The organism is Streptomyces sp. NPDC031379 (assembly GCF_055569615.1).
The window spans coordinates 103513-116701 of record NZ_JBVIIT010000015.1 but is presented as its reverse complement, the minus strand read 5'-3'; the positions used below and the strand labels follow the sequence as shown (position 1 = coordinate 116701).

The 13189-nt window shown below is 68.7% G+C and carries 12 protein-coding genes; 3 read left to right on the top strand and 9 right to left on the bottom strand.

Translation table 11 applies throughout. The annotated features are described in order from the left end of the window. Position 1: 1 nt before the first annotated feature. Complete coding sequence (locus tag ACZ5CW_RS22335; protein ID WP_468603969.1) at positions 2-520, bottom strand: Lrp/AsnC family transcriptional regulator; 519 nt, start codon at positions 518-520, stop codon at positions 2-4. A 204-nt stretch (positions 521-724) separates the two neighbouring features. Between ACZ5CW_RS22335 and ACZ5CW_RS22330 the strand changes: the two genes are divergently transcribed. Together ACZ5CW_RS22330 and ACZ5CW_RS22325 are read left to right on the top strand one after the other, a co-directional pair. Beyond that, positions 725-2164 carry a gamma-aminobutyraldehyde dehydrogenase gene (locus tag ACZ5CW_RS22330; RefSeq protein WP_468603967.1) on the top strand — a complete coding sequence of 480 codons (1440 nt, stop codon included), beginning with the start codon at positions 725-727 and terminating at the stop codon, positions 2162-2164. Positions 2165-2320: 156 nt separating this feature from the next. After that, on the top strand, positions 2321-3511 hold the full coding sequence (locus ACZ5CW_RS22325; RefSeq protein WP_468603965.1) for an extracellular solute-binding protein: 1191 nt from the start codon (positions 2321-2323) through the stop codon (positions 3509-3511). 41 nt (positions 3512-3552) lie between these two features. On the opposite strand, the gene ACZ5CW_RS22320 is transcribed toward ACZ5CW_RS22325, so the two are convergent. From ACZ5CW_RS22320 to ACZ5CW_RS22295, 6 genes are all read right to left on the bottom strand, one after another. Then, the gene (locus ACZ5CW_RS22320) at positions 3553-4479 is read right to left on the bottom strand and encodes an SUKH-3 domain-containing protein (protein WP_468603963.1); all 927 of its coding nucleotides are present in this window, start codon (positions 4477-4479) and stop codon (positions 3553-3555) included. Continuing rightward, on the bottom strand, positions 4476-4847 hold the full coding sequence (locus ACZ5CW_RS22315) for a YwqJ-related putative deaminase (protein WP_468603961.1): 372 nt from the start codon (positions 4845-4847) through the stop codon (positions 4476-4478). Before ACZ5CW_RS22315 ends, ACZ5CW_RS22320 begins: the two co-directional genes overlap by 4 nt. 10 nt (positions 4848-4857) lie before the next feature. Further along, complete coding sequence (locus ACZ5CW_RS22310; protein WP_468603959.1) at positions 4858-5334, bottom strand: SUKH-3 domain-containing protein; 477 nt, start codon at positions 5332-5334, stop codon at positions 4858-4860. Positions 5335-5353: 19 nt separating this feature from the next. Beyond that, entirely contained in the window at positions 5354-7057 is a 1704-nt protein-coding gene (locus ACZ5CW_RS22305; protein WP_468603957.1) for a YwqJ-related putative deaminase, read from the bottom strand. A 211-nt stretch (positions 7058-7268) separates the two neighbouring features. After that, positions 7269-9722, bottom strand: a complete 2454-nt coding sequence (locus ACZ5CW_RS22300) for an LAETG motif-containing sortase-dependent surface protein (protein WP_468603955.1) — start codon at positions 9720-9722, stop codon at positions 7269-7271. Positions 9723-9891: 169 nt separating this feature from the next. After that, a complete protein-coding gene (locus tag ACZ5CW_RS22295) occupies positions 9892-10617 on the bottom strand; it encodes a DUF6333 family protein (protein ID WP_468603953.1) in 726 nt (241 codons plus the stop codon). Between the two features lie 80 nt (positions 10618-10697). Between ACZ5CW_RS22295 and ACZ5CW_RS22290 the strand changes: the two genes are divergently transcribed. After that, positions 10698-11222: a hypothetical protein gene (locus ACZ5CW_RS22290; protein WP_468603951.1), complete on the top strand. Its 525-nt coding sequence runs from the start codon at positions 10698-10700 to the stop codon at positions 11220-11222. A gap of 80 nt (positions 11223-11302) precedes the next feature. Here the strand turns inward: ACZ5CW_RS22290 and ACZ5CW_RS22285 are convergent, their stop codons facing one another. Then, on the bottom strand, positions 11303-11992 hold the full coding sequence (locus tag ACZ5CW_RS22285; RefSeq protein WP_468603949.1) for a glycerophosphodiester phosphodiesterase: 690 nt from the start codon (positions 11990-11992) through the stop codon (positions 11303-11305). Between the two features lie 19 nt (positions 11993-12011). Continuing rightward, positions 12012-13082: an adenosine deaminase gene (locus ACZ5CW_RS22280; protein WP_468603947.1), complete on the bottom strand. Its 1071-nt coding sequence runs from the start codon at positions 13080-13082 to the stop codon at positions 12012-12014. Positions 13083-13189 lie beyond the last annotated feature (107 nt).

The following is a 13189-nucleotide window of genomic DNA, read 5'->3' as shown; positions in this document are numbered from 1 at the left end:
GTTATCGGGTTCCCCACATGTAGGTCTGCTTCTTGAGCTTGAGGTAGACGAAGCTCTCGGTGGAGCGCACGCCGGGGAGGGCCCGGATGCGTTTGTTGATGACGTCCAGCAGGTGGTCGTCGTCCTCGCAGACGATCTCGGCGAGGATGTCGAACGAGCCCGCGGCCATCACCACGTACTCGACTTCCGACATGCCGGTCAGCGCGTCCGCGATCGACTCGACATCGCCCTCGACGTTGATCCCGACCATCGCCTGCCGCCGGAAGCCCACGGTGAGCGGGTCCGTGACGGCGACGATCTGCATCACGCCCTGGTCCAGCAGCTTCTGGACGCGCTGGCGCACGGCCGCCTCGGACAGGCCCACGGCCTTGCCGATCGCGGCGTACGGCCGGCGGCCGTCCTCCTGGAGCTGCTGAATGATGGCGAGGGAGACGGCATCCAGCTGGGGGGTGCCGTTCCTGGACTCGCGGGACGAGTCCCTCTGGTCTGCGCTTCGACTGGCCACGACCTCACTCTGCACGACGTCTCGACAGTTTTGCAAGCCCCGATCGATGAAATCCGTTGTTTCAAAGACCAAACCTTGCGGATTTCGCAGAACCGGTGCCGATGGGGGTGTTGAAAACGTGGGTGCGCGGATTAGGGTGGGTGTCTCAGTGATCGGACAGCCGGACCGGCTGGACACACTGCACAGCTTGAACCCTCGAACCAGATCAGGAGGCCGGCAGTGAGCACCGAGCTGCGTCGTCTGCGCAACTACATCGACGGTGAGTTCCGGGACGCCGCCGACGGACGGACCACCGAGGTGGTCAACCCCGCGACGGGCGAGGCGTACGCGACCGCGCCGCTGTCCGGGCAGGCGGACGTGGACGCCGCCATGGAGGCCGCCGCGCGCGCCTTCCCGGCCTGGCGCGACACGACGCCGGCCGAGCGGCAGAAGGCCCTCCTGAAGATCGCGGACGCGTTCGAGGAGCGCGCCGAGGAGCTGATCGCGGCCGAGGTGGAGAACACGGGCAAGCCGGCCGGGCTCACCCGCTCCGAGGAGATCCCTCCGATGGTCGACCAGATCCGCTTCTTCGCGGGCGCGGCCCGGCTGCTCGAGGGCCGCTCGGCCGGCGAGTACATGGAGGGGATGACGTCGATCATCCGCCGTGAGCCGGTCGGCGTCTGCGCCCAGGTCGCCCCCTGGAACTACCCGATGATGATGGCCGTGTGGAAGTTCGCCCCGGCGATCGCGGCCGGCAACACGGTCGTCCTCAAGCCGTCCGACACGACCCCCGCCTCCACGGTCCTGATCGCCGACATCATCGGCTCGGTCCTCCCCAAGGGCGTCTTCAACGTCATCTGCGGCGACCGCGACACCGGCCGCGCGATGGTCGAGCACCCGACCCCGGCGATGGCCTCCATCACCGGCTCCGTCCGCGCGGGCATCTCGGTCGCCGAGTCCGCCTCCAAGGACGTCAAGCGCGTCCACCTGGAGCTGGGCGGCAAGGCCCCGGTCGTCGTCTTCGAGGACACCGACATCGCCAAGGCCGTCGAGGACATCTCCGTGGCGGGCTTCTTCAACGCCGGCCAGGACTGTACGGCCGCGACCCGCGTCCTCGTCCAGGAGTCCATCCACGACGAGTTCGTGGCCGCGCTCGCCAAGGCCGCGTCCGAGACGAAGACCGGACAGCCGGACGACGAGGACGTGCTCTTCGGCCCGCTGAACAACCCGAACCAGCTCAAGCAGGTCGCCGGCTTCATCGAGCGCCTGCCCGCGCACGCCAAGGTCGAGACCGGCGGCCAGCAGGTCGGCGACAAGGGCTACTTCTACGCCCCGACCGTCGTCTCCGGCGTCCAGCAGGACGACGAGATCATCCAGAACGAGGTCTTCGGCCCCGTCATCACGGTCCAGTCCTTCAGCGACGAGGACCAGGCCGTCGAGTGGGCCAACGGCGTCGAGTACGCCCTCGCGTCCTCGGTGTGGACCAAGGACCACGCCCGCGCGATGCGCATGTCCAAGAGGCTCGACTTCGGCTGCGTGTGGATCAACACCCACATCCCGCTGGTCGCCGAGATGCCCCACGGCGGCTTCAAGAAGTCCGGCTACGGCAAGGACCTGTCGGCGTACGGCTTCGAGGACTACACGCGGATCAAGCACGTGATGACCTCGCTGGACGGCTGAGCCGTGCGGTACGCGGCCCCGGACGGGTTCAACTCCCCGTCCGGGGCCGCGTCGTTGCCGCGGCCGGCCGCTGATCGACAAGGTGTCGGGTCCCACCCGGCGTGCTCGACGCAGCGTCGATTGTCCGCGCGAGGGGCCTCGCGGCATCCTGCCGTGGTGCCCACTTCCTCGCCTCCGCGCCCCGTCTCCCGCCGTTCCCTGCTGCGCGCCCTCGGTGGCACCGCCGCGCTCGGCGCCCTCGCCGGCTGCGGGGTGCCCGCGGCCTACGTGCAGCCCGGCGACCGCACCGTGGCCGATCTGTCGGCCAGGGAGCGGAAGCTGACCTGGGCGAACTGGCCGCTCTACATCGACACCGACGACGACAACCCCGACAAGCGGCCCACGCTGGAGGCGTTCGAGAAGCGCACCGGGATCTCCGTGGACTACGTCGAGGAGATCAACGACAACGACGAGTTCTTCGGCAAGATCAGCCCCGCCCTGATGAACCACCAGTCCACCGGCCGCGACCTGATCGTCATCAGCGACTGGATGTGCGCCCGGTACGTCCGGCTCGGCTGGGTGCAGGAGATGGACCGCGCCCACCAGCCGAACGTGACGGAGCACCTGGACCCGCTGCTGCGCTCACCCGCCTTCGACAAGGGCCGCCGGTTCACCGTGCCGTGGCAGTCCGGCATCACCGGCATCGCCTACAACCGCCGCAAGCTCGGGCGTGAGATACGGCGGGTGAAGGACCTCTGGGCGAGCGACCTCAAGGGCCGCGTGACGCTGCTGTCCGGCCTGGACGAGGCGTTCGCGCTGCTGATGCAGGGCAACGGTGTGGACATCACCCGGTGGACCGCCGACGACTTCCACCGGATCTGCGACCAGGTGGAGCAGCAGGTCCACCGCGGCCAGATCCGCCGGTTCACCGGCAACGACTACACCAAGGACCTGGTCAGCGGGGACGTGCTGGCCTGCCAGGCGTACTCCGGCGATGTCATCCAGCTCCAGGCGGACAACCCGGACATCCGCTTCGTCGTCCCCGAGGAGGGCGCCGAGATGTGGTCGGAGTCCCTGATGATCCCCAACCGGTCCCGCCACAAGGCCAACGCCGAGCGGCTCATCGACTACTACTACGAACCGGAGACCGCCGCGCGGCTGGCCGCCTGGGTCAACTACGTCTGCCCGGTCCCCGCGGCGCGCGACGTGCTGGCCGCCGCCAAGGACAAGGAGACCGCGGCCCTCGCCGACAACCCGCTGATCTTCCCCGACTCCGGCATGCGGGGGCGCCTCGCCATCGCCCGGGACATCAAGTCCACGGAACGGACGGAGTTCGCCAAGCGGTGGAACAAGATCGTGGGCCTGTGACGCCCGGCCTCGATCAAGCCCCCCGGCAGAGCCTCGCCCCCTCACGACATCCGCTGCAGATCGTGCAAAGCGTCTACGACTCGTGCGTGAACGCTGCCGGTCTGCGCACCCGCTCCGACGCGGAGGCCGACCTCGAGGGCGTCGGCCTGCATGGCGATATGCCCGAACCGGGCCGAGAACCGGACCAGACCGGCCGAGGTCTTCGCGGTCGCGCCGGGCACCTCCACAGCCAGTTTCACCTCACAGCCCGCGCCGTCGGCGTGGGCCGCGAGGACTTCCTCCACATCACGAACGATCGGCGCCAGTGCCTCATCCAGGAGACCCTTCGGTATGCCGATCGACCGCTGGGCTACCTCGACCCCGCTGCCGCGCAGGCTGGTCAGCGTCAGGCGGACACTCCTGGCGCTGTAAAGACCGTGATGGTGCAACACGTACACAGCTGTCAGCGCTGCCTGCACGGCTTTGACGACGGGGCCGGCGGCCGCAGCCGGCTTCACGTCCCAGGCGTGCTCGGTTTCGCGGAGCCTGCGCGGAGCCATCCCGGAGATCATGTTCTCGACGCCCTGGAGCGCACTGTCCCCCACGTGCCAGGAGCCACCGAGACCGAAAGAGAGAAGCTGCCCCTCCTCACCTACAGCGAGTACCGAGTCGTTCTCCGTGACACCGACCGGGAACAAGCCGATGCGGAGTTCGGCGGACAGGCGGCTCAGCCGAACGAGCTGGTACCTGGTCTTCTCCGGGTCGATGGAAAATCCGCTGACTGCCACTTCGCGGCCCGGTTCCACCGGCTGATGAGCGAGGCCGTAGAACTCGTTCAGAAAGGATTTCGCGGCGGGGAAGAGCGTGAGAGCCACCCCGTAGCCCTCCGCCATCGCGGCAAGCCGCAGCGCCGCACGCATCGCGTCCTGCTCCACGTTCCTGCCCTCGGTCCAACCGATCCGCTCCGCGGCCCGCCGGCGCTGCGTCACTCGACCACCGATTCGATACCCAGCCGCTCCATCAGGGCGGCGCACGAGTGGCAGGGTTCCGCGGGGCGGCCGTGCTCGGGATCACCGGCCGGGCGAATCTTCCTCGACACCAGGGCCGAGCCCGCGAAGTGCTCCATCGCCTCGTCGAGCGTCGTCGACCCCCCGTTCGCCCGCTCCTGGTCCAGGCCCCACAGTTGGTCGGAGATCAACGCCGACTCCGCGCAGTAACCCATGAACGGTTCCCGCTGCGCGGCAGGAAGCTGCTGGAAAAACTCGGAAACCGCAGGATGCAGATCCGGGTCCGAATCCGCGTCGAGGTCGGTCTGACTGAAGATCTTGCCGTTCACCAGCAAGGACGCGGCGGTCATCGGAACATGCTCAGGCATAGTAGTCCTCCGCGTAGTCGAGCGGATAGCCACGCGAGTAACTCATGAACGCCGAGTACTTGTCATTTCCGAGGAAGTACTCGCCGCTGTGATGCAGGTAGAAGAACCGCCCCGCTTCGTCCATGAGGATCGTGCCGCCGTCGTATGTGTCGTGCGCGACGGGGAAGACTTTCTTCCCCAGTCCGTCGGCGAGTTCCTGAACGTCTTCCGCTGCGCCCCGGTACATGAGGCGCGGATTGAACTCCACCCTGTCGTCGGTAGAGGCGCGCCGGAGCGCCACAAGACCGACGTGCTCACGCAGGAATTCGAGCGCGGGCTCGATGACTTCAAGGCTGCCGCCGTCATTACGGAATGACGCCCGGGCGAATTCGATCTCGGTGGCGGCGAGGTCGTCACACCGGCGCCCCGGGTACCACCCGGCTGTCGACAGCCAGGCATCCACCGCCTCGGGTGACTCCAATACGCGCATGGTTATCGTCCTCTTTCGGTTAAACGGCCGTGACACCGACGAGCGGCAGCATACGCTCGCAGGAGGGGCAGGGCTTCTTGTATTCTCCGTGAGCCACATATCCGGGCTTGTCCGGGTTCATATTGCCGGTCTGCCGCGTATGCACCTGAGCCCCGTCCATCACTCTCCTGATGTCCTCGGCGCTCCGTATGTCGACACCGTCACGCTCCGATATGGCGTGCAATCGGTCGGATATCAAGGCCACTTCAGCGCACTGTCCGTGCCCGACCCCCACATCCGTACCCTCAGCCTGGACCTGTCGTTTGACGTCGTCCAGGACGGACTGCAGGGCGGGATGCGTATCCAGCTTCTCTTGCGGTTCCGGGTTCTGCGGATTCTTCTTCAGCTTCGACACACTGGAATGTCCCGTCAGGATCCCTTCGTGCAGCAAGGCTCCCGAACACCCCTGCTTGATCCTGCCCTTACTCGGCACGGGCTGCCCGTCCGGACCGTTGGGGGCCTTCTGTGCGTCGTCCGCCAGGTCCTTCGCCTCCTGGATCAGCGCCCGGCGCTGATCTTCCGGGCTGAGGTGATCGACCTGCATCGCGTCACGGCGGTAGTGGCGCATCTGACCGGCGCTTCTGCCGTGCCAGCCGGGCTGCGGGTTCATGCGCCGAGGACCGTTCCCGGCGCCCCCTCCGCCGCCACCGCCGTTCCCGCCGCCCCCTCCGCCACCGCCACCGCCCGCCGCACCGTGCGAATCGACCTTGTTCACGTCGATGTCGTCGGCCTGCTTGCCGATCTTGTGGTCGTTTTCCTTGTGGAGCCGGGAGGCGGCCTTCACGCGCTGCGGGATCTCGTCGCTGACGTGCTTGGCCGTACGGGTGACCGACTTGGTGGCAGCGTCGAGCGCCTTCTCCAGGGCATGGTCGAAGGTCTTGGTGAACCCGTCCCGGCCCTTCGTCCGGCCGAACGCGCCCTTCGCCTTGCCCAGGTGGATGTGGGCCTTGCCGCCGAGGTCCACGCCGTGCAGGGAGACCTTGCCGGCGCCGTCCTCGAACTCGGCATGGTCGATACGGGTCCGCTTGACCGCACCGCCGCCACCGCTCCCGCCGCCCGCGGAAGCAAGGGTCATGCCACCCGGAGTGCCGTGGCCCCCGCCGCCGGGATGGAACGCACTCTCGGCCAGATCGAGCGCCGCATCGGCGGCGAGCTCTTCCAGCTTCGCCGTGACCGGCTCCGCCAGCTTGGCGGCGATCTCCGCGACGATCTCCTGGATCGCCTCCTTCACCAGCTTCTTCACGAGCTGCCGCATCAGGATGACCTCGCCCGCGGCGGCAGCAGCCGAAATGCCCAAGGTGACCCCGGACGCGGCGAGTTCGGCGACGATGGTCCCGGCGAGAACGCTCAGCTCGACCGCCGCCTTCGTCTTCATCGCGATGATGATCTCGGCGATCCGGTCACACACGAACGCGAACGTCCGCGCCACATCCGGGATCTTCTCCAGGTGACTGGCCTTCACGTACGACCAGTGCTGCTCCATGGAGTCGACCGCCCAGCCCTCCGAGGAGCTGAGGATCCGCGTGATCGCCTTGTGTGCGTCGCCGCCGTGGCCCTCGAACTTGTCCGCGAACTCACGGAGCGAGTCGGCCATCTCCGTGTAGTCGTCCTCGTCCACGTTCGGCCAGTCGATGCCCGCAAGGCCGAGTGCCTGGTCGACGATGTCCGGCAGCATGATGCCCATGTCCCGTGATCCCCCGTGGTGTTCGGCGCTTCAGCATTCACAGCAAAGACCAGCTAAACACTTCGTACGCACGTGCTACCAACGTGGGCAGGGGTTCAGTGCAAAGTTGAGACAACTCGGCACATGGCAAAGAGGCGGAACAAGCCGCCGGGGCCCCACCCTCGGCATGCGAAGGTGGGGCCCCGGCCCGGGGACGGCTGCCCCGCTCGGGTCACTCGGAGGCGGATCCGCGGCGGCGCATCCACCACACCAGGCCCGCACCGGCGACGATCACCGCGGCGGCGACGCCCACGATCAGGCCGACGGGGGTGTCGGACCCGGTGTGGGCGAGGTCGCCGTCGGGGTCCTGCGGGCTGCCGGTGGGTGCCGGCGTGGAGCCCCCGGAGTGGCTGACCGACGGCTGGGGCGTCGGGGTTTCACTGGGGGTGGGCTGCCCGGTGGGCGCCGGGGACGTCGGGGTCGGGGTCGGGGTCGGCGTAGGGTCGCCGCCGCCTCCGCTGGTGTCGCCGGAGGAGTCACCCCCCAGATAGAGGATGTCGGTGTCCCGGTAGGAGGTGTCGTCCGATTTCATGGACGTCCGGGTGGTCGTGTCCAGGGTGCGGTTCTCGACGTTGAAGCGGGTCCGGCTGATGTTCCGCTTGGGCTGCTTGGAGAAGTCGACACCGCCGACGATGTACACCTGGACACCGTGGTCGGTGTCGATCTGGTAGGTGAACTCGCCGTCGGTGTAGATCTTCCGGTAGCGCTGGAAGAGTTCGTTCTTGTCCCAGTTCTGGTTGGGCGCGCGCAGCGGCCACCGCTTCACGTCGTTGCTGTCGATGATGGGCCGGAAGTCGGTCGGCTTCTTCGCGTCCTGCTGCCGGATCCACTCCGCGGCGACACGGGAGGTGTAGACGCGGCGCAGGTCGGCGTACTGCGGGGCCGTGTTGATGGTCTTCTCGACCGCGGGCACGATCATCGAGTCGACGACCTTCTGGGCGGCCTTGATCTGTGCCTCGTCGGGGTCGCAGATCGGCTCGCCCGGACCCTGGGTGACGGTCTTCTGAGCGGTCGACTTCAGCGCCAGCGGGGCGTCCAGGATGTAGATGCCGCCGTCCTGCTCACGCACCTGGGCCGGCTTGGGCTCGATCCAGTTCCGCAGACCCGGCATGCACGGGTAGCCGTTCACCTTGGGCAGGGCCGCCCAGTACCGCTTGCCGAGGTCGGTCTTGGGGTCCATGGCCTGGTAGAAGTCGTGCTTCATCTGAAGGTCGGCTTCCAGCAGGACCCGGCCGGCGTCGGTGGCGGCGAACTTGGAGTCCATGATGCGGTCGGGCTCGTCCGGGTTCAGGTTGACCCAGAACTTGTCCGGGGTCAGCGCCAGCCACGTGAACATCGCGTCGGACGCGAGCTGCATCTTCGCCTGCCCGCCCCAGCCCGGGTTCGCGTCCGGGTCGGGCGCCATGTCGGCCTTCATCGAGTACTGCATGCCCTTGCCCTTGGCGAGGCCGCCGACATAGCGCAGTTCGATGGTGGTGAAGTCCACGCCGCCCGGGCCGCCCCGCGGAAGGGTGCCGCGGGTGTCGAGACGGCGGGCCTCGGCCTGGATCTGCCTGGCCTCGTTCAGGGTGCGGCCCGACCCGTTGACACGGTCGTTGAGCGGTCCGCGGGTGCCGCAGTTGCCCGCGGCGGCCGCGAGCTGGGCCTGTCCGGCCGGTCCGCCCTGGCAGCCGGGCGCGAACCAGGTGTCGTAGCGGGAGTAGCCGCGGATCGGCTTGGTCTGCGGGATCGGGTTGTACTGCCGCTGGAAGCCGCGGACCTGGTTGGTCTTGCCCGGCCGCATCTGCTCGACCTCGCGGTTGAACGCGTCGATCTTCTTGCGCTGGCCGTCGGAGAAGTTCTTCGCGCCGGTGAAGCGGAAGGTGTGGTCCGGCATGGACTTCGCGACGATCCGGTCCTGCCCGAGCTGCTTGGGCCTCAGCTCACTGTTGGTCTTGAACTCGTTGAACTCCTTGCTGCGCTGGTTGTACGCGTCGTACTTGCGCCAGCCGACCCGCTTGCCGTTCTCGTCGAAGATGTCGACGTAGACCTCGCACAGCCAGTCCGGACCGACGAGCTGGAAGTCCTTGACCAGACGGCTCTCGAACGAGGCGCCCTTGCTGTTGTTGATCTCGTTGCGGATGTAGATCTTGTCGAACCAGCGCTCGAAGCTCTGCGGACGCGCCTTTTGGAGGTAGCGGGCGTAGATCTCCATCGCCTTGTCGGCGGGGTCCCCCGACGCCTTGGCCTGGGCCTCCCACGCCTGGACGTTCTTCTCCGGATCCGGGTCCTTGGACAGCGCCTTCGTCTTCTCCGCCGCTGTCGGCGCCTTCAGCCCGTCGAACGCCTTGCCCGGCAGCGGGTAGTTGAAGTTCTTCGGGTCCCCGTTCCACTTGTCGAAGTTGGTCCCCGGGCTCGTGGGGAAGCCGGAGTTCGACGGGGTCTTGTCGTACGTCCTGCCCAGGTGCTTGGCGTCGCAGCGCTTCCCCGTCCCCGGTCTCAGCTTGGCCGAGGTGGGAACGGCGGACGCGTCCTCGACCGGGATGCCGGGCAGCCCGGTGAGGGTCACTGCCCCGGCAAGACCGAGGGCGGCCGTGAAGCGCGCGATCAGCCGCCACCGTTTCGGTATGTGCAGCGCTCTGTTCAAGATGGTGTGTCTTCCCTCGTGGTGGGGGGCGTTGAGGGGGTGATGGGGCGGCGCATGAGGCCCCCGTGACGTGAGCGCCGCCCGCCCCACCATAGACCTCCGCGCCGGCAGGTAAGAAGGAGATAAGAATCTGCCGGCGCGTCAATCCGCTTCCGAGGACGGGCCGTTGTCAGTCGCCCGGGATGAACAGCCGCTCCATGCGGCGGGTGCAGGTCTCGGTGTGCCGGACCCGGAACACGCTCGCCACGGGCTGGGGCCAGGGCCACGGGTCGGCCTCTCCCAGGGCCAGGGACGCGAAGTCGGCCCACTCCACCTCGTCGGGCTCGGCGTCCAGGTCGACGTCGATGTCCTCCAGCATCCGCTCCGTGATCCCGAGTGCGGCGGCGACCGCGTGCGGATCGCCGGTCAGCTCCCAGGGGCCCATACCGGGCCAGCCGGAGGCGTGGAACAGGGCACCGTCCGGCAGCCACACGATGTCCTCGGTGTGGGACTCGCCGCAGTCGACCTCCACCCGGCCGACGATCCGCGCGTCCGGATACCGCTCCCGCAGCCTGCCCACCTCGTACAGCAGGGGCGTGTTGTCGCCGTTGTCGGCGAGCGCGGGGTCACTGATCCCGAGTACGTTCCCCCACGCCCCGGCCAGGACCAGATCGAGGTCCGCCCGCTGCGCCGGATACGGCACTTCGTTCGCCGGTCGGGTGCCCAGTTCCTCCAGCACCTCCTCGACCGTGCCGAAGGACCGGGCGAACTCCCGTGCGCGGTCGGGACGGTTGACCGCGAGACCGCGGGCGTCCACCCGGAACGGGGGCTGCAGAACCGTGATGTCGCAGCGGCCCATCCCGCCGTGCACCATGCGATCCGGCGGCGCGGACCAGTAGTTGTCGATGTCGCTCATGCCGCACACCGTATTGCCGTCCCGCGCCGCGGGCACACCCCACTTTTGAACACGTTCAATTACAGGCGTACGCTCCTGCCATGAGCGACAGAGCCGCCCTGCTGAAGGGCATCCGCGTCTGGCTGGTCTTCTTCGTCGTGTGCCTCGTCCTCAGCGGGGCCACCGCCTTCCCGCTGGTCCACGAACTGCGCTGGACCGAGAGCGCGTTGCGCGCACTGTCCGTGCCGGAGCACCTGCCCGGGCTGATGGCGTGGATCTCCCGGGTGCGGGACGGGCTGGACACCGCAGACGCCGAGTACCCGTTCCTCCTCTACGGCACGGACTGGCTGGCGTTCGCCCACCTCGTCATCGCGGTCGCCTTCTACGGCCCCTACCGCGACCCCGTGCGCAACATCTGGGTGGTCGAGTTCGGGATGATCGCCTGTGCCGGGATCGTCCCGCTCGCCCTCGTCTGCGGTCCCGTCCGGGGAATCCCCTTCTGGTGGAGCCTGATCGACATGTCCTTCGGGATCTTCGGAGTCGTCCCGCTGTACGTCGTACGCAAGAAGATCAAGCGGCTGGAGGCCGTCGGCGCAGAGCGGGCCGCGCCGGTGCCCGCGGCGTGAGGAGCCGCGGGGCGGACGGGAAGGTGACGACGGGCCCTAGGGGGCTTCGTTCGGATCAGTCCGGGTCCGAACGAAACCCCCTAGACGCCCTGGGACCGCAGGGCGTGCAGGACGTCGATCCGGTTCGTCGTGATCGAGTCGACGCCCAGGTCCAGCAGGCGGCGCATGGAGCGGCGGGTGTCGGGGGTCCAGACGGACAGGAGGCAGCCGTCGTGGTGGACGCGGGCCGCCAGCTCCCGGCTCACCAGGGAGAAGCGGTAGTTGAGCGAGCGGGGGCGTACCGCGGCCAGCAGCGCGGGCCGGGGCGGGGCGAGGGTCGTCCAGGTCAGGGCGATCTCGGCGGCCGGGTCGGCGGCACGGACGGCGAGCATCGCCTCGGCGCCCGCGCAGTAGTAGACGCGCTCCCCGGCCCCGCTCTGCCGGACCACGTCCATGACCCGCTCCACGAACCGGCGGTCGACCCGCCCGCACAGATCCACCATCACCCTGCTGTCCCCGGTCGCGGCCAGCGCCTGCGCGAGCGTCGGCACGCCGCCCGCCGTGAGCCCGCGCAACTCCTCGGCGGACAGCGCGCGCAGCGGCCGGTCGAGTTCCCACAGCCGCTTCAGCGTCTCGTCGTGCAGCAGCACGGGGACGCCGTCACGGGTGAGTCGTACGTCGACCTCGACCGCGTCCGCGCCCTGGTCGAGCGCGGAACGCAGCGAGTCGATCGTGTTCTCGCGGAAGCGGTAGGGGTCGCCGCGGTGGGCCACGGCGGTCACGGTCTGCATGGCCCCATTGTGGGGTGCGTCAGACGGCGAGCCAGGTGGCGGTGTAGGTGTCGATCTCCGCCGCGATCCGCGCCTTGCCCCCCGCGTCCAGGAAGGATGCCTCGACGGCGTTCTTCGCGAGGTCGGCGAGGCCGCGCTCGTCCAGGTCCAGGAGTCGGGCGGCCACCGCGTACTCGTTGTTGAGGTCGGTGCCGAACATCGGCGGGTCGTCCGAGTTGATCGTGACCAGTACCCCGGCCCGCGTGAACTCCTTGATCGGGTGCTCGTCCAGCGTGCGGACCGCGCGCGTGGCTATGTTGGAGGTCGGGCAGACCTCGAGCGGAATGCGGTGCTCGGCGAGATGGGCGAGCAGCTCGGGGTCCCGCGCGGAGCTGGTGCCGTGCCCGATGCGCTCGGCCCGCAGCTCGTTCAGCGCGTCCCACACCGTCTCCGGGCCGGTCGTCTCGCCGGCGTGTGGGACGGAGTGCAGCCCCGCGGCGATGGCCCGGTCGAAGTACGGCTTGAACTGCGGCCGGGGGACGCCGATCTCGGGCCCGCCGAGCCCGAACGACACCAGGCCCTCCGGGCGGATCCGGTCGTCGGTGGCCAGTCGCGCGGTCTCCTCCGCGGACTCCAGCCCGGCCTCGCCGGGAATGTCGAAGCACCAGCGCAGGACGGTGCCGAACTCGGCCTCGGCCGCCTTGCGGGCGTCCTCGATCGCGGCCATGAACGCCGTCTCCTCGATCCCGCGCCGGGTGGAGGAGAAGGGGGTGATGGTCAGCTCGGCGTAGCGCACCTGCTGGCGGGCCAGGTCACGGGCCACCTCGTAGGTGAGCAGCCGGACGTCCTCCGGGGTGCGGATGAGGTCGACGACCGACAGGTACACGTCGATGAAGTGCGCGAAGTCGGTGAAGGTGAAGTAGTCGACCAGGGCCTCGGCGTCGGTGGGGACCTTGGAGTCGGGGTGGCGGGCGGCCAGCTCCGAGACGATGCGCGGGGAGGCGGATCCGACGTGGTGGACGTGCAGCTCGGCCTTGGGCAGTCCGGCGATGAAGGTCCGCAGATCGCGGTCGGCGGTGCCGGTGGCGGGTACGGAGCTGTCGGCGGTCATGGGGTCCTCCCCGGGACGGGCGCCCGCGGCGCGAGGTCCGGCGCGGGCGCGGTGATCGGCTGATCGATGACGCGGGATCATCGTAGGCCCACGGCCCGCGCCGCCCG